The sequence below is a fragment of the Shewanella sp. NKUCC01_JLK genome, assembly GCF_019345615.1.
Classification (GTDB): Bacteria; Pseudomonadota; Gammaproteobacteria; order Enterobacterales; family Shewanellaceae; genus Shewanella; species Shewanella oncorhynchi.
Window position 1 is genome coordinate 46,698 of sequence record NZ_JAHKRD010000019.1, and the last position, 24,899, is coordinate 71,596.

At 43.4% G+C, this 24,899-nt stretch carries 25 protein-coding genes; 15 read left to right on the forward strand and 10 right to left on the reverse strand.

What is annotated here, in order from left to right:
• Positions 1 to 2 precede the first annotated feature (2 nt).
• Positions 3 to 1,475 carry a nicotinate phosphoribosyltransferase gene (locus tag KO537_RS18645; protein WP_219235300.1) on the forward strand — a complete coding sequence of 491 codons (1,473 nt, stop codon included), beginning with the start codon at positions 3 to 5 and terminating at the stop codon, positions 1,473 to 1,475.
• A gap of 157 nt (positions 1,476 to 1,632) precedes the next feature.
• Here the strand turns inward: KO537_RS18645 and KO537_RS18650 are convergent, their stop codons facing one another.
• The 5 genes from KO537_RS18650 to KO537_RS18670 form a co-directional block, all read right to left on the reverse strand.
• Positions 1,633 to 1,893, reverse strand: coding sequence for a hypothetical protein (locus KO537_RS18650; RefSeq protein WP_028759607.1), 261 nt, complete (start codon positions 1,891 to 1,893; stop codon positions 1,633 to 1,635).
• A gap of 300 nt (positions 1,894 to 2,193) precedes the next feature.
• Positions 2,194 to 2,367 carry a hypothetical protein gene (locus KO537_RS18655; RefSeq protein ID WP_006082106.1) on the reverse strand — a complete coding sequence of 58 codons (174 nt, stop codon included), beginning with the start codon at positions 2,365 to 2,367 and terminating at the stop codon, positions 2,194 to 2,196.
• Positions 2,368 to 3,093: 726 nt separating this feature from the next.
• A complete protein-coding gene (locus tag KO537_RS18660; RefSeq protein ID WP_219235302.1) occupies positions 3,094 to 3,816 on the reverse strand; it encodes a ChrR family anti-sigma-E factor in 723 nt (240 codons plus the stop codon).
• Positions 3,809 to 4,471, reverse strand: coding sequence for a sigma-70 family RNA polymerase sigma factor (locus tag KO537_RS18665; RefSeq protein ID WP_198573689.1), 663 nt, complete (start codon positions 4,469 to 4,471; stop codon positions 3,809 to 3,811). Before KO537_RS18665 ends, KO537_RS18660 begins: the two co-directional genes overlap by 8 nt.
• A gap of 145 nt (positions 4,472 to 4,616) precedes the next feature.
• Complete coding sequence (locus KO537_RS18670; protein ID WP_028759610.1) at positions 4,617 to 5,168, reverse strand: LON peptidase substrate-binding domain-containing protein; 552 nt, start codon at positions 5,166 to 5,168, stop codon at positions 4,617 to 4,619.
• A 101-nt stretch (positions 5,169 to 5,269) separates the two neighbouring features.
• On the opposite strand from KO537_RS18670, the gene KO537_RS18675 reads away from it, so the two are divergent.
• Positions 5,270 to 5,884 (forward strand): class I SAM-dependent methyltransferase, encoded by a 615-nt coding sequence (locus KO537_RS18675; protein ID WP_219235305.1) that lies wholly within the window; start codon positions 5,270 to 5,272, stop codon positions 5,882 to 5,884.
• 303 nt (positions 5,885 to 6,187) lie between these two features.
• Positions 6,188 to 7,132, forward strand: coding sequence for a chemotaxis protein CheV (locus KO537_RS18680; RefSeq protein WP_173497450.1), 945 nt, complete (start codon positions 6,188 to 6,190; stop codon positions 7,130 to 7,132).
• A 197-nt stretch (positions 7,133 to 7,329) separates the two neighbouring features.
• Here KO537_RS18680 and KO537_RS18685 read toward each other — a convergent pair whose 3' ends face one another.
• Together KO537_RS18685 and KO537_RS18690 are read right to left on the reverse strand one after the other, a co-directional pair.
• Entirely contained in the window at positions 7,330 to 7,971 is a 642-nt protein-coding gene (locus KO537_RS18685; RefSeq protein WP_219235307.1) for a hypothetical protein, read from the reverse strand.
• A gap of 51 nt (positions 7,972 to 8,022) precedes the next feature.
• Positions 8,023 to 8,382 carry a DUF2750 domain-containing protein gene (locus tag KO537_RS18690; RefSeq protein ID WP_028759614.1) on the reverse strand — a complete coding sequence of 120 codons (360 nt, stop codon included), beginning with the start codon at positions 8,380 to 8,382 and terminating at the stop codon, positions 8,023 to 8,025.
• Between the two features lie 419 nt (positions 8,383 to 8,801).
• Here KO537_RS18690 and KO537_RS18695 point away from each other — a divergent pair, with 419 nt between their 5' ends.
• Both KO537_RS18695 and KO537_RS18700 read left to right on the forward strand, forming a co-directional pair.
• Entirely contained in the window at positions 8,802 to 10,106 is a 1,305-nt protein-coding gene (locus KO537_RS18695) for a lytic murein transglycosylase (RefSeq protein WP_219235309.1), read from the forward strand.
• Positions 10,107 to 10,244: 138 nt separating this feature from the next.
• Positions 10,245 to 10,733, forward strand: coding sequence for a peptidylprolyl isomerase (locus tag KO537_RS18700; RefSeq protein WP_105252202.1), 489 nt, complete (start codon positions 10,245 to 10,247; stop codon positions 10,731 to 10,733).
• 193 nt (positions 10,734 to 10,926) lie between these two features.
• Here KO537_RS18700 and KO537_RS18705 read toward each other — a convergent pair whose 3' ends face one another.
• A complete protein-coding gene (locus KO537_RS18705; protein ID WP_219235311.1) occupies positions 10,927 to 12,870 on the reverse strand; it encodes a M1 family metallopeptidase in 1,944 nt (647 codons plus the stop codon).
• 253 nt (positions 12,871 to 13,123) lie between these two features.
• Between KO537_RS18705 and KO537_RS18710 the strand changes: the two genes are divergently transcribed.
• The 4 genes from KO537_RS18710 to KO537_RS18725 all read left to right on the forward strand — a co-directional run bounded on the left by KO537_RS18710 (position 13,124) and on the right by KO537_RS18725 (position 19,279).
• Complete coding sequence (locus KO537_RS18710; protein WP_006082094.1) at positions 13,124 to 13,351, forward strand: DUF3389 family protein; 228 nt, start codon at positions 13,124 to 13,126, stop codon at positions 13,349 to 13,351.
• Between the two features lie 92 nt (positions 13,352 to 13,443).
• Positions 13,444 to 14,115 carry a carboxylesterase gene (locus KO537_RS18715; protein WP_219235313.1) on the forward strand — a complete coding sequence of 224 codons (672 nt, stop codon included), beginning with the start codon at positions 13,444 to 13,446 and terminating at the stop codon, positions 14,113 to 14,115.
• Between the two features lie 363 nt (positions 14,116 to 14,478).
• Positions 14,479 to 16,197 (forward strand): bifunctional UDP-sugar hydrolase/5'-nucleotidase UshA, encoded by a 1,719-nt coding sequence (ushA, locus tag KO537_RS18720; protein ID WP_131525008.1) that lies wholly within the window; start codon positions 14,479 to 14,481, stop codon positions 16,195 to 16,197.
• Between the two features lie 421 nt (positions 16,198 to 16,618).
• A complete protein-coding gene (locus KO537_RS18725; protein WP_219235315.1) occupies positions 16,619 to 19,279 on the forward strand; it encodes a TonB-dependent receptor in 2,661 nt (886 codons plus the stop codon).
• Positions 19,280 to 19,368: 89 nt separating this feature from the next.
• On the opposite strand, the gene KO537_RS18730 is transcribed toward KO537_RS18725, so the two are convergent.
• Positions 19,369 to 19,728: a TraR/DksA C4-type zinc finger protein gene (locus KO537_RS18730; protein WP_105252207.1), complete on the reverse strand. Its 360-nt coding sequence runs from the start codon at positions 19,726 to 19,728 to the stop codon at positions 19,369 to 19,371.
• Between the two features lie 187 nt (positions 19,729 to 19,915).
• Entirely contained in the window at positions 19,916 to 20,866 is a 951-nt protein-coding gene (locus KO537_RS18735; RefSeq protein ID WP_105253104.1) for a tRNA-dihydrouridine synthase, read from the reverse strand.
• Between the two features lie 267 nt (positions 20,867 to 21,133).
• On the opposite strand from KO537_RS18735, the gene KO537_RS18740 reads away from it, so the two are divergent.
• The 6 genes from KO537_RS18740 to apt all read left to right on the forward strand — a co-directional run bounded on the left by KO537_RS18740 (position 21,134) and on the right by apt (position 24,837).
• The gene (locus KO537_RS18740) at positions 21,134 to 21,562 is read left to right on the forward strand and encodes a hypothetical protein (protein ID WP_028759624.1); all 429 of its coding nucleotides are present in this window, start codon (positions 21,134 to 21,136) and stop codon (positions 21,560 to 21,562) included.
• 116 nt (positions 21,563 to 21,678) lie between these two features.
• The gene (locus KO537_RS18745) at positions 21,679 to 22,548 is read left to right on the forward strand and encodes a DUF692 domain-containing protein (protein WP_219235318.1); all 870 of its coding nucleotides are present in this window, start codon (positions 21,679 to 21,681) and stop codon (positions 22,546 to 22,548) included.
• On the forward strand, positions 22,548 to 23,294 hold the full coding sequence (locus KO537_RS18750) for a putative DNA-binding domain-containing protein (RefSeq protein WP_219235320.1): 747 nt from the start codon (positions 22,548 to 22,550) through the stop codon (positions 23,292 to 23,294). The genes KO537_RS18745 and KO537_RS18750 overlap by 1 nt, the downstream gene beginning before the upstream one ends.
• A gap of 150 nt (positions 23,295 to 23,444) precedes the next feature.
• Positions 23,445 to 23,567, forward strand: coding sequence for a hypothetical protein (locus tag KO537_RS23270; RefSeq protein WP_006082086.1), 123 nt, complete (start codon positions 23,445 to 23,447; stop codon positions 23,565 to 23,567).
• A gap of 81 nt (positions 23,568 to 23,648) precedes the next feature.
• Positions 23,649 to 24,017 (forward strand): YbaN family protein, encoded by a 369-nt coding sequence (locus KO537_RS18755; RefSeq protein ID WP_113940896.1) that lies wholly within the window; start codon positions 23,649 to 23,651, stop codon positions 24,015 to 24,017.
• A 268-nt stretch (positions 24,018 to 24,285) separates the two neighbouring features.
• A complete protein-coding gene (apt, locus tag KO537_RS18760) occupies positions 24,286 to 24,837 on the forward strand; it encodes an adenine phosphoribosyltransferase (RefSeq protein ID WP_105252212.1) in 552 nt (183 codons plus the stop codon).
• Positions 24,838 to 24,899: the final 62 nt, after the last annotated feature.

The window sequence follows — 24,899 nt, forward strand, 5'->3', positions numbered from 1 at the left end:
TTATGTACTTGAATCCCGTTACTGCCATTGATGGCTATAAAGTCGACCACCGTCGTCAATATCCCGATAATACTCAAGTGATTTTTAGTAACTTGACCGCCCGTAAATCCCGTCGTGGTTATACAGACCAAATGGTGTTTTTTGGCTTGCAGTATTTTATCAAGCATTACTTAATTGACAGTTGGAACCGTGATTTCTTTCAACAACCCAAAGATCAGGTCATTCGCCAATTCTCCCGCCGTATCAATAACTATCTCGGGCCGAATAATGTTGGCACTCAGCATATTGAGGAGTTGCATGATTTAGGCTATTTACCAATTAAAATTATGGCATTACCTGAAGGCTCAATGTATCCATTAAAAGTGCCTTGCTTGATTTTATACAATACCGATGAGCGGTTCTTTTGGTTGACCAATTATCTCGAAACCATCCTTTCCGCTAATGTGTGGGGTATGTGTACCAGTGCTACTACCGCGCTGCAATACCGCAAAATATTTGAGACTTACGCGCTAGAAACCGATGGTGACATCGCTTTTGTTGATTGGCAGGGTCACGATTTTAGTTTCCGTGGCATGTATGGTGCAGAGGCCGCGATCATGAGCGGCGCCGCACATTTACTCAGTTTTACTGGGACTGATACCATACCCGCCATTGATTTTCTTGAGCAATATTACCTTGCCGATAGTGATAAAGAACTTGTCGGTGGCAGTGTGCCCGCAACGGAGCACAGTGTCATGTGCGCGGGTGGCATGGAGAATGAATTAGAGACGTTCCGCCGTTTGATTGAAGATATTTACCCAACGGGCATTGTCAGCATTGTTTCAGATTCTTGGGATTTTTGGCAGGTGATGACAGAATTCACCTTAGCGTTAAAAGACCGCATTCTTGCCCGCGATGGCAAAGTGGTGTTTAGGCCTGATACGGGTTGCCCTGTGAAAATCATTTGTGGCGATCCACAAGCACCAATCGGGAGTCCCGAATATAAAGGCGCTATTGAGTGTCTGTGGGATGTCTTTGGGGGCGGTACAACTGCCAAAGGGTATAAAGCGCTGAATAGCCATGTTGGACTGATTTATGGCGATTCAATCACCATTGAACGTGCTGAAGCCATTTGTGCCGGCTTAAAGGCCAAAGGTTTTGCGTCAACCAATATTGTGTTTGGGATAGGCAGTTTTACCTATCAACACGTGACCCGAGATACTGACGGTTATGCCGTGAAAGCGACCTTTGCGAAAGTTGATGGTAAAGACAGAGAAATATTTAAAGATCCTAAAACAGATGATGGCACTAAAAAATCCGCTAAGGGTTTAGTGGCGGTATTTAAAGATGAGCAGGGTCAATTTTATCTTAAAGATCAAGCCAGCTGGCAAGATGTCAACAATTGCGAGTTTGTCCCCGTATTTGCCGATGGTGAACTATTAACGGAATATTCTTTGGCAGATATTCGCGCAAGGTTGGCAGAGTCTAGAAGTTGAGCCTATCGATTTGTGATTTTTAACGGCTATCGACAATAGCGAAGATAAAACTGGCAATGTGATTTCTATTAGGGTCATATTGTCAGTTAGGTTTTGAATTTATTTTAAGTCGCGTAAGTAAAACGCCCCATAAATAGTCAAATGCAAATACAAGCGATTAAGACAGTAACTGGTTCCGTTTAAGAATTTTATAGGTACGACGGCCAATGTTTTCGAGGTTTTTTAAATCTTTTAGGCTAGGCGTTACCTCACTAAATTGCCAATAACTGATTTCGGCATCTAACATTTCCAGCATTTTCTTCGAACAACCTAAACATTGTCCCTGGCACAGTTGTGCTTCTTCTAAATTGAGTGGAATAGTCTCTTTGATCTGGTTTATCAAGGTTTGCATGGCAATTTGAGGATTGGGTTTTGGCATAGATGATGTGCTGAACAGTATTCATGTATATGAATATTAGCGGATGCTGCAATGGAAAGAGGTGATCTAACGCTGGATTTGACTCATTTGGTTCGGCAGGTATCTGTGTGAGAGAGATACAGCCTGAACCAAATGTGCTCGTCATAATGACGTAAAAAAGGATAGCGTGTTCGTGACATTCGGCTATCAGTCTACTTAAGTGCTCGGTACTGCGAAGATAATGGAAACCGATTAAATACACTTGAGTAAACGGGTACTGCGGTATTAATTTTTAACTTATCGTTTTACTTACTTTTTGACTTATTTGTTCGCGGACAATAACCATTTCATAAAGCTGATGGCTTCTGTACGTTTAGAAAAAGTCTGTCTGTTTTTACCTTGACGATCGGTAAAAGCAATTGAGGTTTTATTTACTGAGATTGAATCTACAGGGAAGTTCACTGTAATTTCATGTCCATTAATTTTGTATGACATATGCCACACTCCTTTTTGTTAATTCACCCATAGGTGAGATAGTTGTAACTATAAAATATCCTTAGCAATTGTGCGAAAGATTCGTTCTATTGAGTATCGAGGTTACCCCATCTTTGATTCATTAATCAAGAGATGCTTAATCGATAAATATTTCATGTTGTCGATTACGTCAATGGAATAACTCGATTCAACCAGTTGACCATAGCTTAATGACAATACTATGACAACAAGGAGAACGGTAAGTTCACAGACATAACCACATGATTTTAGTGATATCGAATGATTGAGCTTATGGGTTTTTGCTTGTAGTAGGCTTTCTTTATGAGGACCGAACTCTGATTGCTAAATATCAGGCTGGGTTAAAAAGGTAAACAACAAGGTGTATCTCAAAACGACGTGCAGTATATCAATAAAAATGGCTTATGCAAGTTTAATTTTTATTCGATGTCATTATTTATTTGCTAATGTTGAATTAAAGTGTATTTTTCGTGGCTATTTACTTGATTTAAAAAGGTATAGTTAGGTCTATTTATGGGTTGGTTTTTATTTTTGTGGTAATTGACTAAGGTTAATATTGCCGTTTTATAGGTAAATGTTATAAAAAACCCCACTAAAATAGGTCATTTTAATGGGATTAATCATAGTCATTTATGTAATGGAATTATTAAACTGAATTTATAAATGAATCTATGCGTTTGCTGTTGTTTAAAAACTCAGTCAAAAGGTTTAATAAATCAGTTCACCTATGGGATTGAGTAGCTTACTCAGACCTTTGGTAAAATGCAGCGGTGCATCTAATACTGTGTAGCATAAGCAACCGTTAATGGTTTTCGGTGAGTGATGGTGTTGGCCGTCGAGCACGATAAAATCACCTGGCACATAGTCACCATTTAGATCGGAAAACTCTCCGGCTAGTAATAGTGTTAGTTCATAACCTTTATGGGTATGTTGGGGGATTTCACCTTGGGCATCTATATGCAATAGGCTAGCGCGGGTGTTCGTTTCATCGACATCAAAACGCATGCGACTGACTTTGCCTAATATTTGCCATGGACGGGCCAAATGCTGACGAAACACCGAGGGCACAGTGTAATGCTGTTGCTTTATGTCGACATCGATAGGGGCGTTATTAGGCACATTTGTCGCTGCCGGTTGAGCCATGATTTGCGCCATCATAGCGTCAATGTCCAATGCCGATTCTTGATTGTCGCCAGAGTGTTGCACCTCAACATACTCTCTGTGCATCAACTCTTCGCCCGTATCATTTGCAGCATGACCGCTATCAGGATTTAATGCTAAATTTGCAGCTTGTTCTGTGAATAGGGCAAGCTGCTCTCGACAAGTCGCACATAGGTCGCAGTGTGCGGATATTGCTATCGCCATTGATAAAGGTAAGTTCCCATTGGCATGGCTGACGAGTAATTCTTGTTGGGGATGATGCTTAATCATTGTGTGTCTCCAAGAAGCTTTTCAACTTTTCTAGCCCTAATCTTAAACGGGACTTTATGGTCCCAATTGGTACCTTTAGGGTATCGGCTAGCTCTTGTTGAGTGAGTTCTTGCATGTAAATGCCTTGCACAACTTGTCTTTGTGCTATGGGAAGGGCATCAAGATGTTGGAGTAATTTAGCCGTCAACTTGTGATCAGTGAGTGTGTCCTGAGCCATGGTCGCATCACACAGCGGCCAAATATCATCACCGAAAGTATCTTCTCTATTGTGTTGTACCCGTCTAAGCATATCGAAACATTGATTACGCATGATGGTAAACACCCAAGTTGTCACTGACCCTTTTTCTGCATTATATAGATGAGCCTTAGTCCAAACGCTGGTCATGGTTTCTTGTACTAAATCCATCGCCAACCCTTGTTGATTCAGTCTTTGTAAACCAAAGGCTCGGATCTTGGGCATGAAATGCTGAAATAAGTGACCAAAGGCGGCTCTGTCTCGGTTGTCTGCTACTTGTAGCATAAACGTGATTAAAGCATCCGCTTGAGGCTCGCAGGTTTGGGAAGCTGGAATTTCGTTATCCATAGCCGAATTAGTCAGAGACGTGATTGGGACATGATACCGAGTTTGCCTGCTTTGTGATTGAATATTTTCCATTATTTTCGCTCTTATCGCAGTCGTGAGTGCTGAGTGTGATATCAGTAACGACAAAATTGAGAAGTGTGTTGCACTTCTGAGCCCATTTTTGCTGTCAAACTTTCAATCAATACGAAGTGGCTTAAATAAAGGATCATTCACAGTATTATTTAATGACGGCCCGCAATAGATCTCGGGTCATAATATGATCTAAGGCATTAATGCAGGTGTACTTTTCGGATGCTTGTACGGGTAATATTTCTAGCCAGCGCTGGCAGACCCAAGCGATATCATCGAACTGTTCTGTTTGGTAGTGCTTGAGATGTTGCGGATATTCCTTAAGAATGTTTTGTAACATTTGACTCAAGTAACGTTCATCGGTCGCAATACGTACAGCAGGCCAATTGTCGATTAAACTGACGTCTCCGCGTTTTAAACCATCGGCTTCGACACTGATTTTATCAAGTTTAAAGCGTTTAGAACCTTGAATACTGATCCCTAATAGTCCGTCTGGTAAGGTTTCAAAATCAATAATATGCACTAAGGTGCCTATGGGCTGAATGGTTTTACCATCCTCTTCAAGCATACATAAGCCAAAGCCTTGGCCTGACTTTAATGATTCGGCGACCAAGCGCTTATATCTAGGTTCAAATACCCGCAGTTGTGTGTAACCTTCGGGCAATAAACAAATGGGTAATGGAAAAAGAGGTAATTTCATCGTGGCCTCTGGTGAACTTATGTTCCTATCATTACGTACCATAATGGCAGTTCGATCAGTAAAATTATTCAACAGTAGTTTACCCATAGTGAGAGGATGGCATGAAATTAAATCCATTTGAGAAAAAGATCGTTCAGCATCCATTACGTTTTTGGCTACAAAATCATCTCGAAGCGCCCTTATTGACCTCTATGATGCCAAAACCTATGGCTTTGTGCGAACGCGCATTAGAAATAGGTTGTGGGTTTGGTAACGGCATTCAGTTGATCCGCGAACATTTTGGCGCGGGACATATCACGGCCGTGGATATCGACCCTGACATGGTTGCCTCCGCACAATCCCGCTGGCAATCTCGGCCGCAAGGATTAAAAGGGCTGAGTTTCTCGGTTGCTGATGCAACATGTTTACCCTTTGCCGATAGCGAGTTTGATATGGTGTTTGATTTTGCCGTATTTCACCATATTCCAGAGTGGCAAGCGGCCATTAAGGAAGTTGTAAGGGTGCTGAAACCGAACGGATACTTTGTGATAGAGGATTTATATCGTGCCGCAATTTGTAACCCATTGAGCCGACGCTTATTTGAGCATCCACAGCAGAATCGCTTTAATCATAGTGATTTGTTAACGGTATTGCGCCAGCTGGGATTTGAGATTGTCCGCGATAGAAATGCCTTTAATCTTGCGGGTATGGTGCTCGCCCAGAAAATATTGCGTTAGGCGTTAGGCGTTAGGCGTTAGAGTTGATGCTTAACCTAAATTGAATCGTTAGGATTAAATGATTGCGTTAGCACTAAGACCAAATATTAGCAATGCCGTGTATTATCTGAAAATATAAGCTTAGGGATGCAGATATCTGAGATGCGCTAAACGAAGTTTATGGCCGAACTTTGCGAGAGTGGTTGTAATTTTTAGATAAAATAGACTCTCGGCATGGTTCTTCATGGGAGTTTACCGCTATAATTTGAGCTAATCCGTCGCATGTGGGGAAAGGATTTTCCTCAAGAGTAGAGAAGCAGCATTATGGCAAACGTACTTGCAACCGTAGATCAGCGTACCAAACTCGTTGGTGAGAACCGACTTGAGTTGTTGCTCTTTAGCATTAATTCCACGCAGTTATTTGCCATTAACGTCTTTAAAGTCAAAGAGGTCGTCAAGCTTCCTCCCTTGAATGCGATGCCGGGTAGTCATCCGCATATTTCTGGTGTTGCTAATATTCGCGGGATTTCTATCCCCGTGATTGATTTACGTTCGGCCATAGGGTTTAAGCCCGTGCCGCCTAACGAAGATGCCAATATGATCATCACAGAATATAACCGCAGTGTGCAGGGTTTCTTAGTCGGTAAGGTTGAACACATTATCAACATGACTTGGAGCGATATTATGCCGCCGCCGAAAACGGCTGGACGTAATAATTATCTAACGGCAATTACTCGCATAGAGCATCAAGGTCAGTCGCAGTTAGTGTCTATTATCGACGTAGAAAAAGTCTTGGCGGAGATAATTCACTACGATATCCGTTTATCTGAAGGTGTACTCGACGAAACCTTAGTCCATGAAATGCCAGGCAGAAAAATCCTGATTGTGGATGATTCATCGACCGCCAGACGTCAAGTGCGTGAAACGTTAGGCCAGCTGGGTATCGAAATTATTGAGGCATCTGATGGCTTACAAGCGCTGACGTTATTGCAGAAATGGCGTGATGAAGGTAAACAAGTTGCCAAAGAATTATTGATGATGATTACCGATGCTGAAATGCCCGAAATGGACGGTTATAAGCTCACTTCTGAAGTGCGCAGTGATAAAGCTATGTCGGATTTATTCATTACCTTAAATACTTCGTTGAGTGGCAGTTTTAACCATGCCATGGTTGAAAAAGTGGGCTGTGATAAGTTTATTTCTAAGTTCCAACCGGATTTGCTGGTGCAAGTGGTGCAAGAAAGATTAAGACAAGTGATCAATCACTGATCGCATTTTGAGATTCGAACTATCGGTGATTGACCTTGAGTCGATCATCGATAGGTTCGGCGCTTTGAATGAACGCTTTAATAACAGTTTTTAATACGGTCTTGAATCACATTCTTTTAACTGCTACCTTTTCAACTGCTTTTCTGCAAACATCTGCCAACCCACTACCTATAACCCACTACTTATAACTCGCTAGATTATAACGCTAATTCGGCTGCTACATCGTGTAATACTTGGCGCTTCATTTCTTTGGCGGCGGCGATATGGATACGGGCGAGCCTTAAGGCATAGTTGAATCTTGCTCGGCCGACGAGGCTTACCAGTTCGGCAAAAAACTGTGGATCTAAAGTGAATTGCGTCGAATAGTATTGGATAGCGGTATTGACTGAATTAAAAGTCACGCCATCGAATTCAAAACCTGCATTATAACCTTGGTCGTCAATTTCTTCGCCTTCTAATACCAGTGGCCAACCGGGCGCATTGATACGGTCGCGGGCAATTTGGTACATCATCCAAGCACTTTTTTTAAAACCTTCAAACACTTTGCAGGAGAATTCGGACTCAGCAAGCTCTTCTTCGGTCCAATTAATCCCAATGGCGAGGTGTTTCGCATAAATACGCATCAGTGCATCTTTGACGGCCATACGACAATCCCAAATGGAACTAAGAGTATGTTGTTTGGCTAATCGCAAACATTCGCTGCAGGCGGGCACAGCTAACGAAGCATGTGGTGTATGTGTGTGTGCGATATATTCGAAGTGTTGATGACTCGGTTCGCCACAAAACCAGCAGGTATGGCGTTTGTCGAAGGGAATATCGATAAGCGGAATAGCAGACATCAAGGAATGAGCACCTCAGTCCTTGATGCCATCAATGGCATACTGAAGCGATTAAACTTCTTCAACATCAACCAAATCTTTTGCTAAAACAATCGGATCAAGTTCAAGACAATCTTCATCGGTTTGCCAATCAACACCGATTAATACACCATCGTCGTTTAGATCTGAGACCCAATATTCTAGAAATTCTTCTAATGAAATAGAAACGGGTTGATAGTCGTGCCATTCGTCGCTGCAATGGGATTTTGCAGTAGCTTCATTTGACCATAATGGCATCACATCTGTGTCTTCAAATTCTGAAGAATCACAAACGACCCAGCCTTCGCCAGTTTCATCCATTAGACCCCAAAGCGTCTGATGTTGTTTTACATTTTTGATAAAGCCAGCCAAAGCCGCATTGATTTCAGTCATGATAGGTCTCTTTGATGTGTGCTGTTAACTTATCCATTATACGGTAACGTGCTGCGATACCAAGGGATTCTTTGTTAAGAATTTTTTTGTGTTGGATAACTGAGCAATAAGCCTATGCCGCAAGGTATTTATGGCGATAAGGATTGTGTTACGTGTCACTATGGGTCAGGATTATTGGTAATGAGTCGCCTTGGTACTGGCTATTTTACTGACTAAATGTGGCTCAGATAGGGGCTTTACGTGGCGGAGAAACATGTCTTCTATGCTCTTGGCCGTTAAAGGTGTTTTGGATTCTAACCTTTCACTCGTTATGCCAAGGCGAATATCTCTCTAGGGCAATTCCCTCTTGAAGACGGAATATTGTCGTGTTTAGCCACAATAGTGTGATTGTTGTGAGATCAAATATTGGAGTTGTTGATTTGATTAAAATTAAAGGGTTAACTTATCTGTTTGCGAGTATTGCCGCCTGTGTCAGTCTGAGTGCCTGTTCAAGTGCGCCAACGGCGAGTGCCAGTGCTAACGCAACCAGCACTAACGCAAGTGACATTGCTGCTGAAGCCAATCAAATGCCCGATATCAGCGCTAGCGTACAATCTAATGCAGAGGCGTTTCCAATGTGCTTGACTGGACTGCAAGCGCGAGCACGTGCAGAAGGCCTGTCAGAGGCGACGATAAACTCTACCATTGCGAACTTGAAATTTGTCCCTCGAGTGATTGAGCTGGACCAACAGCAACCCGAATTCAGCCAGACATTTGATAATTATTTCAGTAAGCGCGCGACCGAATGGCGCGTCAATGAAGGCCGCCGTTTACTGCAAAAGCACAGTGTCTTACTCAATCAATTAGCGCAAAAATACGGCGTCCCACCGCAATATATCTTGTCTTTTTGGGGACTGGAAACGAACTACGGCTCCTATAAAGGCAAAATGTCGGTATTGAATTCGCTGGCGACTTTGGCCTGTGAGCCACGCCGTAGCAATTATTTCACCATAGAGCTGATGCAAGCCTTAAAACTGAAAGAAAAGTATCAGTTCGATGATGACACTATGGTGGGATCATGGGCAGGTGCTATGGGACATACGCAATTTATGCCTTCTGCGTATGCCAAATATGCGGTCGATGGTGATGGGGATGGTAAGGCCGATTTATGGAATAGCACCACAGATGCGCTCACTTCTGCCGCGAACTTTTTGCAGCACTTAGGTTGGCAGCGTAATCAGCGTTGGGGGCGTGAAGTCTTGTTGCCAAAGGATTTTAGTTACAGTCATTTAGGTGCGAAACAGCCCTTGTCGTTATCGGAATGGGCAGCGCTCAATGTAACGCAGTCTAATGGGCAACCTTTGCCTGCCGTCGATATTCAAGCTGCGCTGTATTTGCCTGCGGGACACACAGGCCCAGCCTTTTTAGGTTATGAGAATTTTAATGTGATCATGCGTTGGAATCGCTCCGAATTTTATGCCATTACGGTTGGGCATTTGGCCGATCGTATTAATGGTGGACAACCCTTGACAGTCAGTCCGCCTGAGCAACCACGCTTAAGCCGCGAGCAAGTAAAGCAACTGCAAACAAAACTGAACGAGGCTGGATTTGATGTTGGTAAGCCTGATGGCGTGTTGGGACGTAACTCTATGGCAGGGTTGCAAGCCTTTCAACGTAGTAAACAGATGATTGCCGATGGCTTCCCAAGCCCAGAGGTGTTTACCGCTTTAGGACTATCACTTTAGTTACTGTAGCTACTGTAGCCAAAGAGCGCTCGCTGCGGGTTTTGAGTGCTTTGAGGCCGGATAAAAAAGTGGAGTGAAAAGCGCAGTTTTGTTAAGCTCGGCCCACAATTGAAATCGAAGAAAATCAAAGGATATTCGATGAGCATTAAAGACGATATGGTTGTGCAGTTTAACTACACTCTGCGCGACGAGAAAGGTGAAGTGATCGAGACGAACGAAGGTCGCGATCCGATTGCCTATTTACACGGTCATGACAACATGATGCCAGGTGTAGAAAACGCGATAAACGGTAAAGCCATAGGTGAAAAGTTCACTGTGACTTTGCCTGCCGCTGAAACCTACGGTGAGCGTGTAGCGGATGCTGACGCACACCAACGTGTGTCAGTTAAGCATTTACTGGGTGCGACTGTGTGGAAACCAGGCATGACAGCTGTGGTTAATACCGACCAAGGTCAGCGCCAAGTGACTATCGTTAAAATGGGTAAGTTTATGGCGACTGTGGATGTAAACCATCCATTAGCCGGCCGCGAACTGACATTTGATATTGAAGTCGTAGGTGCCCGTGATGCGAGTGATGAAGAAATCGCCCACGGTCATGCCCATGGTGCAGGTGGTCATCACCACTAATCTTTAGGCTTCAGGCTCGGCTTCGAACTTGGCTTTATCTGACTCAATGTGAGTTGAGTATAAGTTCAGTATGAGTTGAATGAATCGAGGCTAAAGATTAAATAGCAAAAGCCCAAACCTAGGTTTGGGCTTTTTGTTTTTATGGTGCTAATGGCTTAATGATTGTCGCAACCGCTAATGGCTCCTTATCTCGCTAATGGCTATGTTCATGCTCGAGTGGTTTGTCGGCAAACATCATATCTAGGCTTGCTTGGGTTTGGGGATGGTAGCCGCTGCGAGCACTGAGATAGACGCTTTTGGCCCAGTCGTATTTATCAGAGCTTGCGAGCTTTTGGTATAAAGGCACGATTAAGCGCATGCGGCCAATATGGGTTAAGTGTTGTTTTAATGCGGGTAGTACTGCGTAATAGCCGTTGTCTAGGGCGAGTGAATACCATGCGAAAGCAATTTCACTGTTGCCAGTGCCCGTAAAATGGAACGCCTTATCTAGCTCGGCAAGTTTGGTTTGATCTAGATTGATCCTTGGCATTTCATTGATGAATCTTAACCACTGGTGGACTGTCCAAGTGCTGGTTTTCAACTCGCTTGCACTGAGTTTACCCTCGAGCCAAGTTTGTCTTTGAGCATCAATATCATCGAAGGCATGGGAATTGGGCGGCACAAGAAATGACGGTAAACCTTGACCTTCAATCCAAGTATCCACTTCGCCTTCACTGACAAGATGGGGATATTTGTTTAATAGATTTAAAGATAAATATTCACGGAATTGCGCCGTAGTAATACTCTGAAATGCAAAATGATTGAAGTAGCTTTTCACAAAAGTGTCGAAGCGTTCACGGCCAAATTTTTGCTCTAAAAATATTAAGAACAACTGGCCTTTTACATAAGGGACACCGCTGAAGGCTTCGTCGGGCGAACGTTTACCGAGATTGAGATGTAGCACTGAATCGGCAGGAGTAAGTTCTGCAAGCTCGGCAAGCAATTCAGAGTAGCCGATGGTTTGCTCCATCAGCGCTCGGTCGCGGCCGTAGAGATCTTCCATGATGCGATTCTCAACATAGGTCGTAAAACCTTCATTAAGCCAGAGATCGCGCCAAGTGGCATTCGTCACTAAATTACCCGACCACGAGTGCGCAAGTTCGTGGGCGATGAGGCTCACTAAGCTTTTATCACCCGCGATCACTGTGGGTGTAATAAAAGACAAACGCGGGTTTTCCATGCCGCCAAAGGGGAAACTTGGTGGCAAGATAAGCAAGTCATAACGTCCCCAAGGGTAATCGCCATAACGTTTAGCCGCGATTTTGATCATTTCTGGCGTGTCGGCAAATTCTTTGCTCGCTTTGTCGAGGATCTCTGGCTCAGCCCAAATGCCCGAGATGTTATCTAAGGGAGCAAACTTTAAATGTCCGGCCGCAATGGCAATCAAATAAGCTGGAATAGCCTGCGGCATAGTGAATTGGGTCTGCGTGCTCGACAGGGTTTTGCGATCGGCACTCATGACCACAGTTATGGCTTTATCGGCAGTAATTATTGCGCTATAGGTTTGGCGAACGGCTGGCGTATCTTGCAGTGGGATCCAACTGCGGGCGTGAATCGCCTGACTCTGACTGAACATAAAAGGCAACTGTTTACCTTGGGTTTGCTCAGGGGTTAACCATTGAATACCAGACGGATTATTCGACGTGTGATAATTGATTTTGACCTTTTGACTATTTTCATCAGCAAGTTTGATGGTTAGCGCGGCACCTTTTACAGCGTCCGCTTTGGCTAACGTGAATGGCATGCTTTGCCATTTCCCCGCTGTATTTAAAGCACTTACGCTGTTAATCGTCAGATCTCGAGTATCTAAGATGAGTTCTTTCCCCGCCTTATGCCAAGCTAAATCGAGGGTGGCTTCACCGGATAAGCGGTTTTGCTTAAAATCAACTACAAGGGCTAGTTCCAAATGACTCACGCTGACTTCAGTGTAATTGGCGTAGGTCAGTGCATCTTGGTTCTGCTGCGTATCAGCTTGTACAACAGTGGCAGTAGGCTCAGTGGTTAAGGTATTTGGAGTGCTATTGGCATAAGTGCAGGGAAGTAGTTGCAGGGCAAAGACTAGGGTGCTGCAAAGGACGGTTCGACGAAGTGAAAGCATTATTTATAGTAGCCTAATGATGAAGTATGTTAGTTCGAGTTTGGGGCGATAAGACCATCAATTCAGCTTGGTTTTCTGTTAACCCACTCTATTAGCGCAAAAGTTTACCTGATAATTCACTGGATTTGTTATCTCACTGTTAGCTCAAATGTAATCAAACTTTAATGGCTTGAATGCTGGTCAGGAAATGCCATCGGTAAAAGAGCACAAGTTTGCTATGATGACGGCGTTTTCACATAGGGCGGTTATTAAAATGGTGTTAGATTTTTCGCAGGGTAAGTTAATCGTTACTGAGTTTGAGGTTCAAGTGCGCCTCAACGTTGCCAGTATCGTACTGCAAGCGAGTGCTGAGGATATCGGCTTGAGACGTCAGCCTCCTATGCTGATCGCCGATGGTGGCGGTGTACGTTGGAGCTTAGTATTGGACTCAAATGCTCAGTTACGTGCGATTCAAGATGTGCTGGGCATGGATGCTGAATAACCTGTGCCCGAGTGATGATGAGTGTTTAACGTATAGATTTATCATCATTTTTTAGTTGATGAGTGTTTAATATCGAATTGGGAATTTTTAGTATGTCAGTTTCTCTTGAGCGTATTGTTGTCGAACCTAAGACGCCTGCTACGGCTGTGGTTATTTGGTTACATGGATTAGGGGATTCGGGGGCCGGATTTGCTCCCGTAGTGCCTGCATTAGGCTTACCTGTAGATCATGCTATTCGATTTATTTTTCCCCATGCACCAGAGCAAGCAGTGACCATTAATGGTGGCTACGTTATGCGCGCTTGGTACGATATTAAAAGCATGGATTTGCATGACAGAGCGGATATGCAAGGCGTGCTTGAGTCGGAAAAAATGGTTGCCGCATTAATTAATGAACAAATCGCGGCGGGTATTGCGAGCCAACGTATCGTATTAGCGGGATTCAGTCAGGGTGGAGTAATGAGTTTATTCTCTGGACTGCGTTTCCCTGAGCCACTTGCAGGGATTATGGCGTTGTCTTGCTATTTGCCGACGGGCGATGTGTTACCCGCTGAATTAAGTGCGGCGAATCGCAATACACCCATATTACAGCAACACGGTCTACAGGATGATGTTGTACCATTATCCGCTGGAATGTTAGCAAAAGAAGCCTTAACGGCGGGCGGCTATCATGTTACGTGGCAGAGTTATCCAATGCCTCATTCTGTCATTCCTGAACAATTGAAAGCGATTTCTAAATGGTTATTACAGCGATTTGAAATGTAGATAAGTCTAATTGCTGATAAAAACAGCATGCGGTAAGTTGAAATTTACCCATGCTTGTTTTTTTAAAGGAACAATCGCGATGTTTTTTCATATTTCCTAAGTTATTTATAACAAACGATTAAAATCCATTTATTCCATTTTTATTTTGTATTCTCTAAATATATAAAAATCAGTCATTCAGCTTATTTTTTATATGAAACAAATCCTTCTTAAAATGCCCGCCAAATTTCATATAAATGTCAAGTTTTTAATAAAAATGACACAATTTATCTTTATTATTTGCTATTATCCGTGACGCTGAACTTGATGGAGTTCACGGCAATCTTTCTATGATAAAATAATTAAAATCAAGGGGTTGATGTAATGAGACATATGCTTATTAAAGGATTAGTTGCAACTGCTGTTCTTGCTGCACTTGCGGGTTGTAATAATAGTGATGACGATAAAGTTCCAACAACGTGTGCTGAAGCGGGAAGTGCTTGTAAAACGTTTACCGTTTTACATACCAATGACAACCATGGCCGTTTCTGGGAAAACAGTGATGGTGAATACGGTTTAGCCGCTCAGAAAACTCTGGTTGATCAAATTCGTGCAGAAGTGAGTAAGAATGGCAGTCAAACCTTATTATTATCTGGTGGTGATATTAATACGGGTGTACCAGAATCTGATCTTCAAGATGCCATACCAGACTTTACGGGCATGAATAAAATCGGTTATGACGCCATGGCTGTTGGTAACCATGAGTTTGACAATCCGTTATCAGTACTTGATATGCAGCGTCGCCTTGCTGAATTCCCTATGTTAGCGGCGAACATTTACCGTAAAAATGCCGAAGGCAAACCTGGCGAACGTTATTTTGATGCCTATAAAGTATTTGACATTAATGGTCTTAAAGTTGCTGTTATTGGTTTAACGACAGAAGACACTGCTAAGATTGGTAATCCAGAATACATTAGCGATCTAACATTCACCGATCCCAAGGTGGAAGTTGCTAAAGTGATTAAAGAAATTAAAGATGCCAAAGCAGCAGATATCATTTTCGCTACCACGCACATGGGTCATTACGCAGATGGTAAAAATGGTAGTAATGCCCCTGGCGATGTGGCTATGGCTCGCGCATTGAAAGAAGGGGATTTACAAGTTGTTATCGGTGGTCATTCACAGAATCCAGTGTGTATGGAACCGGGAACTGACAACAAAGCCTATGCAGCCTTTAAGCCTGGTGATGCATGTGCACCTGATAAACAAAATGGCACTTGGATCATGCAAGCCCATGAATGGGGTAAATATGTTGGCCGTGCAGATTTTGAATACTTTAACGGTGAACTCCATCTAGCGAGCTACAAGCTTGTGCCTGTGAATATGCGCAAACTGGATGATGCTGGTAAGAAAACTGCTGACTTAGCTGGCACTAAAATTGAACCGGATTCAGAGTTAAAAGAGCTGCTTTCTTACTATCAAGAGAAAGGTCAAGCTAAGTTAGACGAAGTCATTGCGACAACGGATGCCCTGTTAGATGGTGAGCGTGCAAACGTGCGTAATAAGCAAACTAACTTAGGCCGTATGTTAGCGATGGCACAAAGTGCTAAAGTGACTGCTGATTTTGGTGTAATGAACTCAGGCGGTGTACGTGCATCTATCCAACCAGGCAACATTAGTTACCGTGACGTGCTGACTGTTCAGCCATTTGGTAATATGGTTACCCTTAACGAAATGACGGGTACTGAAGTTGCGGCTTATTTAGGCGCAGTCGGCAGTCTTCAAGTTGGTTCTGGTGGTTATGCACAAATCACAGGTGTGAAAATGACCATTGACTGTGTGGCTAAAACAGCCAACATCAGCGACATCGGTGGCAAGGATTTTAGCCCAACAGCCACTTATAAGTTCACTGTACCTAGCTTTAATGCTGCGGGTGGTGACGGTTATCCTAAACTAACCAGCCCAATTCAAACGGGTTTTGTTGATGCTGATTTACTCTATTCTTTTTTGAAAGAGAAACAAGTGATTAAAGCTGCTGACTACAATCCTGTAGGCGATATTGTTTATGAGAACTCAAAAAGTGTTGAAGGTTGCCAACTTTAAGTAATCAATCATTACTCAGTGTTTCAATATTAATGCCACTCAAATGAGTGGCATTTTTTATGGTTAATTAATATTGAACTAAGTGTAAATTAATATTCAGCGTTTTATTTTCGATACACTTTGATTCATTTGTGGCGTGAGTTTCTCGGTGTTCTTTTGGTTAACAATTGATATTTATTGTATCAAATTAAATGTTTAATATATTCAACAGGTCTGCATTGCTTAACCCCATGATGTATATCCGGATATCTTATATTCAAGTTGATTTATTTTGTGTCAATTTGTTTTAATTTGAGATTAATTGTTTTTAATGGTTGACTTAGATGTTGCGCATTAACATTATCCCTACAGCGAAATAGAATTCGCTTGCCAAATATAAAAATAACAAACATAGGGTTTTATTTACCTCAAGGAGAGATTAATGCGCTATTTAAGTTTAACGGCCAAAGCCGTTCGTACTAGTTTAATTACAGTGGCGACAAGCAGTGTGGTTTTTTCTGGAATAGGCTTTTCTGCAGCGGTAAATGCAGCAGAAGAAAATGCGAAAGTTGAACGCATTGAAGTGACGGGTTCTCGTATTAAACAAGTTGATATGGAAACTGTTTCACCCGTGACTGTCATTAATGCTGCTGATATTGCCATGACGGGTGAAAAAACCGTTGCTGACGTATTGAATAACTCTGCGATAAACAGCTTTGGTTCTTGGCGTGGTATTTCTGGCTATGGATCAGGAGCAAGCTCAACCAGTGATGTCAATTTACGCGGTTTAGGATCGTCTGCGACATTAGTGTTATTAGATGGACGCCGTATGCCTGGCACGAGTTCGAGCTCTGGCTCTGTGGCCGATACATCTTCTATCCCTATGGCTATCGTGGAGCGTATTGAAATCCTGCGCGATGGCGCCTCGGCAGTATATGGTTCCGATGCGGTTGCGGGCGTGATAAACATTATCACTAAGAAGGAGTTTGAAGGGTTTCAGTTTGATTACAGCACTGAGCAGCCAAGTGTGGAAGGAGGCGATGCCAACCGTTTATCACTTGCAACAGGCTTTAATACTGATAAAGGCAATATCACGCTAACCTATGAATATTATGATACTAAAGCGGTAATGGATCGTGATATTTGGCGAATGGACGATTCAAGTTATAACGCATATAGTGGATATAGCTCAGTACCAAACGGTAAATATGGACCAGGCAATGGTAGCTGGTATAGTAATTCAGATATATGTGAAAAAACGGAAAATACCATAGACTCAGGTGATGGTCGTTGTTTATATAATCATGGTAATGTCACTAAGTTATTTGGCGATCAAACTCGTAATTCGCTGTTATCTAATTTCTCCTATGAGATTTCTGAGAATATAAAATTACGAGGTCGTGCTTCTGCTTCATTAGCAGAAACTGAAACCCGTTATGCGGGTACGCCAGTATCAACGAATACCCCTGTGATGAGTGCCGATAATAAGTTTAATCCAGTTGGCGAAGAATTAGTGATTTCTATGCGAGGCGCGCAACTTGGCGAGCGAGATACATTAACTGAAACCAACAACTTTGATATTCTAGGTGGCTTTGTTGGTACAATAGATTCAGGGAATGGTATCGACTGGGAATTAAATGCCCAGCACGCAACATCGACGACAAATAGTTTTAATTATAATTTACTGAACGACGATATTATTCAGCAAGAAATTGATTCAGAGCAATATGATATTTTCAATACCTCTGGAATGAGTTATGAGCAGTGGGATCAACAGATGACAGATCTGTATCGTAAAGCTGCGCATACTGGGGTTTATCAGGGCAAATTTGAAAGTACTCAATTGGATGGTCTTGCTTCGACCTTACTGCTCGATGATGGTGATCTTTCGGTCGCTATGGTCGGCGGTCTTGAATATGAAATGATCAAGTTTAAGCAAACCAGTGATCCTGAATCGGCCGCGGGTATTATCTCCGGCGGTTCGGGTGGTGATGATGTGGATGCCACGCGTGACCGTAGCGCTGCTTATTTGGAACTCCAAGTTGGCTTACCCGCGAATGTTGAGTTTTCTGCCGCAGTACGTTATGAGCGCTATGAGCAGGAAGGAACTCTCACAGGGCCTCAGGGGGAAGTCGTTAATTCATCGACCTTCGATGCCGTGGTGCCTAAGTTTGGTTTAAGCTGGCGTCCTATAGATACGTTATTATTGCGTGCTAGCTATGGTGACTCATTCCGTGCGCCGAATATGAGCGAAATGTTCTCGTCTCAATCCTTGAGTTTTGAGAAGGGTGTTGATTCTTTATGGTGTAATGAACCTGGTAACGTGGATGCCATATATTGCGCGACTAATAATCAACACAAAACCTGGTATGGAGGGAATCCTGATCTAGAGGCAGAAGAGGGCAACTCGTTAACCTTTGGCGGCGTTTGGAATGTCACTGACTCATGGAATTTGGAGTTATCTTATTACTCAATCACCTATGACAACAAAATTGAGTCAATTGATGTGGATGATATCCTGCGTGATGAAATCAAGAATGGTTCTTCTCCCTATGTGACTCGCGGCCCTGATGGCAAGATTGAATATATTGAAGCCGGAGTTCGTAACTTAGCTACAGTTGAGACCTCAGGTATCGATTTTGTTACGGCTTATAACTTAGAAACAGGCTTTGGGGATTTCAATTTCAAACTGGATTTAACTCATGTGCTTGATTTTAAAAAGCAGGATAACGCTGAAGCAGACATGATCGACTACGCAGGGTCGACTGACTCGCCCGATTGGCGCGGTAACTTTGCGACCAGTTGGAAATACGATGATTTCTCTGCCGCATGGACAGTTGTTTATATCGGTAGTCAATCAGCAAGTTATTTCAACGAGTTAGAAGAAACCGACCGTTATGTTGATTACGATAATTACTTTAAACATAACATTCAGTTTGGTTATACCCATGCTTATAACGGCTCTATCACAGTAGGGGTGAATAATGTGTTTGATGCTGAAACACCAAACTATTACACCTACGCCGATTATCGCGATGTGAATGTGGGTTTATATGATGTGTTAGGTAGAACGTATTACCTGAGAATAAACCAGAAGTTTTAGGTTGTCCGCCCTCCCTGGATAACTCAAACCTCCGCTTGCGGAGGTTTTTTTGCTTATAAGGCAGTTTACTGGATGTCGAATGAGCGCTATCAATGCGTGAGGCGCAGTTCGTGGCGGTGTTCATGCTGATAATGCTCGGCGCAGGAGGTGCAGCGTTGTTCGGTGGGATCTTGGCTTAAGCGTTCGGTTTCAATTTCTGCCTCACAATCCGAGCAAAGACCGTAGAGACCTAAGTCGAGCTGGCAAAAGGCGGCATCAAGTTTATTTAATCGGCAAAATAGTGGGTGTTCAGCCAGTGGTGTCTGAGCCAATTTATCAATTAATTCTGCCAGACTCAGGCTAGCGTAATGCTCCCCTATGGCTTCGAGGAACAGAGGGAGCGCGCCGATTTCTTTCCTTAGATTAGCTTCAAGCTCTGACAATTCATGTCTGATATGGGTGGTGCTCACGTAAAATCGCCTATTTCATTTGACTCTAGGTGTCCAGTCTAATAGTTCCACTATCAACGACTATGATAAAGATCAAGTATCTGCCACATTTTCGGTTTTTTAGCCGTTAAAAATCGAAAAAGTACTTCATTCTTATCGCATTATATGTGCTACGGCAAAAGCCCTTTTATCATAAATATCGTCGCGATTATTCGTCGCATAAGTTCCGTTGCGCCGTTTCTAATACGCGGACAATTTCTTCCGTTGTTTTAAAGACTCGCAGTTCCCTAAACAAGGTATCGGCTTCGGGATATTGACGGTTGAGATAGGTAAACCACTGTTTGATCCGGGCTGGATAATAGTCACTCTTACGGCCATTGAGTTCCCTTTGGGTATAACTGAGCATGAGCCCTAAGGTTTGCGCCCAAGTATAAGGAGTCGCTCCTGTCTTGATAGTATCAGCCAAGTTCGGCAATGAAATTGCCCCGCGGCCGATCATGATACTGTCGCAGCCCGTGACCTCGATACAACGCTTAGCATCGTCACTGTTCCAAATTTCACCGTTGGCGATCACCGGGATTGGCAAACGTTTGCGCACTTCGGTGATGTATTCCCAGTAGGCTGGCGGTCTGTAACCGTCGACTTTACTGCGCGCATGGATGGCAAGTTCAGTTGCACCGGCTTCATACACAGCAATGGCGTTTTCCATAAACAGTGATTTATCTTCATAGCCCAAACGTATTTTGGCCGTTACGGCATGCTCTTTTGGTACTGCTTGACGCATGGCTTTGACAATATCGTGCACACTCTCAGGATATTGCAATAATACGGCGCCACCTTTACTGCGGTTAACAATTTTTGCTGGACAGCCAAAGTTTGCATCAACACCGTGTGAGCCTAGCTCAATGGCACGCAGGGCATTTTCGCCCATACATTGGGGTTCTTGACCAAGCAATTGTACTCGTACTGGCGTACCTGAAGGGGTGTTGCCGTTGTTGAGCAGTTCAGGACACAGTTTGAGAAAGACCTTTTCAGGCAGCAGTTGGTCTACCACTCGCACAAATTCGGTGACGAGCAAATCGTAGGGATTGATGGTCGATAGGATGTCACGCATCAAAGCGTCTACTACGCCTTCCATTGGAGCCAAAATCACACGCACTGCAGTAAACCCATATCTGTTGCAAAGGGCGAGCATTCTACCTTATCAGCCCTAAGTTACAAAGTGGCCTAGTGAAGGAGGATGAATAGGTACGCCAATAAATAAAATCCAAGCTAAACTGATTGTCCTAGCAGGATATTTTGACCATTTCTGTGACTTAGTGATATTTTTTGCAATAGAATCGAAATAAGGCAGGTCTTTTGTTGTAAGCCAGCTACTTAAACTGTTGTTGGTCATTATTACTCAATAAACAAGAAGGGATTATTTATGAATTCAGTTAAAAAAACAGCAGTTGCAGTAGCGTTAGGTTCAGTTGTGATGAGTTCAGCTTTTGCTGTCAATGCACAAACTAACCCATTTGGTTTTGAAGCTATGGATGCGGGCTATCAAATTGTCGGTTCAGAAGGCAAATGTGGTGAAGCCAAATGCGGCGCAGACATGAAGAAAGCCGCCGCTGAAAAAGCCAAAGAAGGCAAGTGTGGTGAGGCTAAATGCGGTGCTGAGATGAAAAAAGCGGCTGCAGATAAAGCCCATGAGGGGAAATGTGGCGAAGCGAAATGCGGTGCTGACATGAAGAAAGCCGCTGATAAGGCCCATGAAGGTAAGTGTGGTGAAGCAAAATGTGGCGCTGATATGAAGAAAACCGCCGAAAAAGTGGATGCTAAAGTCGAAGCCGTTAAAAAAGAAGTGAAGTAAAGCGGGTTTGTTTTATCCCTGCAGTTATTGGGATAATTGAGCCTAAAGAGGCCAGCCAGCGCTGGTCTCTTGTGTTTTATTCTTAAGCGATTACAGGTTAGCGTTCGTGAGGTTCTATGAATGATCAAAAAAATACGGCACAGGTAGGGCTGGGCTTACGGCGAGAAATGCTCAGTGAGTTTTGTGAATCGGTGCCAGAAGCGATTAATTTTTTTGAAGTGGCACCAGAAAACTGGATGACCTTAGGTGGTAAATTTGGCCGCCAATTTCGTGAGTTGACTGAGCAACATACTTTCTACTGCCACGGTTTGAGTTTATCCATTGGTAGCCCTGAACCTTTAGATCTCGCGTTTGTAAAAAATATCAAAACCTTTATGGATTTACATCAAATCCAAGTCTATTCCGAACATTTAAGTTATTGCTCAGGGCAAGGTCACTTATATGATTTAATGCCTATCCCTTTTACCGACGCTGCAGTGAAGCATGTGGCGGCGCGGGTCAAGCAAGTAGAAGATATTCTAGAGCGGCCGCTTATTTTAGAAAATGTGTCTTTTTATGCCGCTCCAGGTGCGCAAATGACAGAACTTGAATTCGTTAATGCCGTGCTGCAAGAAGCCGATTGTAAACTGCTACTGGATGTGAACAACATCTATGTGAACTCGATAAACCATCAATACGATGCCGATGCCTTTTTACAGGCCATGCCGACGGAGCGCATCGCTTATCTGCATATTGCTGGGCACTACAAACAAGCTGAAGATCTGCTCATTGATACCCATGGCGCAGCCATTAACGATCCCGTCTGGACATTATTACAGCGCTGTTATGCTTTGCATGGGGTAAAACCGACGTTGCTTGAGCGTGACTTTAATTTGCCGACAACCGCTGAATTGTTGCTCGAGATAAATCAAATTCACGGTTATCAAATGGCGGCGTCCAGCTCCCATGCCCAAAATAGCGCTCATGCCGTAATGAGGAGCGCCTAATGGATTTTAAGCAAGTGCAGCAATCCTTTATCGATTATATTCGCGATCCCTCTTCGCCATTGCCCGCGGATACTGATGTCCGGCGTATGCAGGTTTACCGCGAGTTATTTTTTAATAATGTGCTGGGATTTGTGTCGAACGGCTTCCCCGTGCTGAAAAGTTTGTATTCTGAGGAGGAATGGCTGACTTTGGTGCAGCGTTTTTTCAGTCAACATGATTGCCAATCGCCCATTTTTATCGATATCGCGGGTGAGTTTTTAGATTTTTTACAGCAGGAATATCAGCCCACGGCAAATGATCCTGTTTTTATGCTCGAATTAGCGCACTATGAATGGCTAGAGTTGGCCGTTGCGGTCGCACAGGCGAGTGAGGATGAATCTCAACTTAGCCCAGCGCAAATTCCAACGCAGGCTTTATGTTTGTCGCAGACGGCGAGGGTGGCGCAGTATCATTTTGAGGTGCAGCACATTCGTCAGGATTATCGGCCGCAGCAACGACTCGATACGCCAGTGTTTTTTTGTCTCTATCAAGATGCCGATTGTGAAGTGTGCTTCTTACAGTTAAATCCCTTAAGCGCGCAGGTGCTGGCATTTCTTCAAGCTCAAGGCCAAGCGGGTTTTAAAGAGATAGTTGATTGGTTAACAATCACTTACCCTCAAATGGCGCCAGAGATTATTGAGCAAGGTTGTATGCAGTTACTCGAGCAATTAGCGGCCAAAGGGATAGTGCGCGGACGTCAGTCTTAAGGTTGGGTTGATTGCCGAAATAAATGCAATAACCCTACATTTAGAGGGTTTTTATTAATTTGACAAACCGCTACAATGTCGGCCGTTTTGTGATCTCAATCACTGTACGATTCCTGCGCACTTATACTTGCACATACTAGAGGAGCTGTAATGAGTAGTCAGCCGTTTAAAGACCCATTTAATTTTTTGTATTTTATTGGTTTTATTTTAGTTTTACTGTTGCCGACTCTGCCAGCAAGTCTGTCTTGGTTAAAGCATTTAGGTTTAATTTAAGCGAGCGTTAATCTCTAGCGCGTAGCCTATTGGCCACTCTTCGAGTGGCTTTTGTTTTTCCGATAAAGGGCATTTAAACCTATGGTATTAAAGCGCGGATTATTTTTACTGTTAGGCTTAACCGCTTTAGTCTTAGGTTTAGTTGGTATCGTGCTACCGATATTGCCGACCGTGCCTTTTATCTTGCTTGCTGCCTTTTGCTTTGCCCGCTCGAGTGAACGTTTACACCATTGGTTGATGACACATCCCTGGTTTGCCGACGCCTTAACCCAGTGGCAAGAGCAGCGAGCAATGCGTAAGGGATTGAAACGCAAAGCCATGATAGTTAGCGCACTCAGTTTTAGTGTCAGTATTATTGTGGTCCCTATCCTTTGGGTAAAAGGTCTGCTGTTTGTCATGGCATTGGTCCTACTTTGGTATCTTAAAGGTATACCTGAAATAGAGGGATGATTGAGTGATTGAATGGGCTCAGGCGCTGTGACTGAAAGTTTAGTCGTGTTCTTGTTGAGGCTATTTAACTGAGTGCCAACAGGGTTTGATCTAAGGCACAAATTGATAACCTTTCCATCACTTGTGCATTGTGATTGTTGCAACTAAAACTAAAGCGGCATAAGCTTTGTCCGACTTTCGACAATGCGTCCACCCAGTGTGGACGTTTTGTTTTATACCACCACCGCTAGGTTGGTGAATTGATTAAGTAACTTATTAAGCAAATATGATGGCTATGAATACAGAAACCTTATCCTTGATAAAGCAAAGCATTAAAACGATTCCTAATTATCCTAAGGAAGGGATTTTATTTCGAGATGTCACCAGTTTGCTTGAGAATGCAGCAGCCTATAAAGCGACCATCGACTTGTTAGTTGAACATTATCGTGGTCAAGGCTTTACCAAAATTGTGGGCACTGAAGCCCGTGGTTTCTTATTTGGTGCACCGTTGGCTTTAGAATTGGGTATCGGTTTTGTACCTGTGCGTAAACCCGGCAAATTGCCGCGTGCAACCATCAGTCAAAGCTATGAACTAGAATACGGTCACGATAGCCTAGAAATTCATACTGATGCGATTAGCGCAAATGACAAAGTGCTCGTTGTTGACGATTTACTCGCCACTGGCGGTACTATCGAAGCGACCGTTAAACTGATCCGCCAACTCGGCGGTGAAGTTAAACATGCGGCCTTTGTGATCTCATTACCTGATTTAGGTGGTGAAGCACGTTTAACCGCATTAGGGCTTGAGTTGGTTAAACTTTGTGAGTTTGAAGGCGAATAAATCTGCAGCTAAAGGCGCCTTGGGATAGTTTGATGGCATGTCAAATCATGGCATGTTATCTT

What these genes read in the sequence shown, in the direction of transcription:
- KO537_RS18645 (WP_219235300.1), top strand. Translation starts at nt 3, where the DNA reads ATGTACTTGAATCCCGTTACTGCCATTGATGGCTATAAAGTCGACCAC.
- KO537_RS18650 (WP_028759607.1), bottom strand. Translation starts at nt 1,893, where the DNA reads ATGCCAAAACCCAATCCTCAAATTGCCATGCAAACCTTGATAAACCAG.
- KO537_RS18655 (WP_006082106.1), bottom strand. Translation starts at nt 2,367, where the DNA reads ATGTCATACAAAATTAATGGACATGAAATTACAGTGAACTTCCCTGTA.
- KO537_RS18660 (WP_219235302.1), bottom strand. Translation starts at nt 3,816, where the DNA reads ATGATTAAGCATCATCCCCAACAAGAATTACTCGTCAGCCATGCCAAT.
- KO537_RS18665 (WP_198573689.1), bottom strand. Translation starts at nt 4,471, where the DNA reads ATGGAAAATATTCAATCACAAAGCAGGCAAACTCGGTATCATGTCCCA.
- KO537_RS18670 (WP_028759610.1), bottom strand. Translation starts at nt 5,168, where the DNA reads ATGAAATTACCTCTTTTTCCATTACCCATTTGTTTATTGCCCGAAGGT.
- KO537_RS18675 (WP_219235305.1), top strand. Translation starts at nt 5,270, where the DNA reads ATGAAATTAAATCCATTTGAGAAAAAGATCGTTCAGCATCCATTACGT.
- KO537_RS18680 (WP_173497450.1), top strand. Translation starts at nt 6,188, where the DNA reads ATGGCAAACGTACTTGCAACCGTAGATCAGCGTACCAAACTCGTTGGT.
- KO537_RS18685 (WP_219235307.1), bottom strand. Translation starts at nt 7,971, where the DNA reads ATGTCTGCTATTCCGCTTATCGATATTCCCTTCGACAAACGCCATACC.
- KO537_RS18690 (WP_028759614.1), bottom strand. Translation starts at nt 8,382, where the DNA reads ATGACTGAAATCAATGCGGCTTTGGCTGGCTTTATCAAAAATGTAAAA.
- KO537_RS18700 (WP_105252202.1), top strand. Translation starts at nt 10,245, where the DNA reads ATGAGCATTAAAGACGATATGGTTGTGCAGTTTAACTACACTCTGCGC.
- KO537_RS18705 (WP_219235311.1), bottom strand. Translation starts at nt 12,870, where the DNA reads ATGCTTTCACTTCGTCGAACCGTCCTTTGCAGCACCCTAGTCTTTGCC.
- KO537_RS18710 (WP_006082094.1), top strand. Translation starts at nt 13,124, where the DNA reads ATGGTGTTAGATTTTTCGCAGGGTAAGTTAATCGTTACTGAGTTTGAG.
- KO537_RS18715 (WP_219235313.1), top strand. Translation starts at nt 13,444, where the DNA reads ATGTCAGTTTCTCTTGAGCGTATTGTTGTCGAACCTAAGACGCCTGCT.
- ushA (WP_131525008.1), top strand. Translation starts at nt 14,479, where the DNA reads ATGAGACATATGCTTATTAAAGGATTAGTTGCAACTGCTGTTCTTGCT.
- KO537_RS18725 (WP_219235315.1), top strand. Translation starts at nt 16,619, where the DNA reads ATGCGCTATTTAAGTTTAACGGCCAAAGCCGTTCGTACTAGTTTAATT.
- KO537_RS18740 (WP_028759624.1), top strand. Translation starts at nt 21,134, where the DNA reads ATGAATTCAGTTAAAAAAACAGCAGTTGCAGTAGCGTTAGGTTCAGTT.
- KO537_RS18745 (WP_219235318.1), top strand. Translation starts at nt 21,679, where the DNA reads ATGAATGATCAAAAAAATACGGCACAGGTAGGGCTGGGCTTACGGCGA.
- KO537_RS18750 (WP_219235320.1), top strand. Translation starts at nt 22,548, where the DNA reads ATGGATTTTAAGCAAGTGCAGCAATCCTTTATCGATTATATTCGCGAT.
- KO537_RS23270 (WP_006082086.1), top strand. Translation starts at nt 23,445, where the DNA reads ATGAGTAGTCAGCCGTTTAAAGACCCATTTAATTTTTTGTATTTTATT.
- KO537_RS18755 (WP_113940896.1), top strand. Translation starts at nt 23,649, where the DNA reads ATGGTATTAAAGCGCGGATTATTTTTACTGTTAGGCTTAACCGCTTTA.
- apt (WP_105252212.1), top strand. Translation starts at nt 24,286, where the DNA reads ATGGCTATGAATACAGAAACCTTATCCTTGATAAAGCAAAGCATTAAA.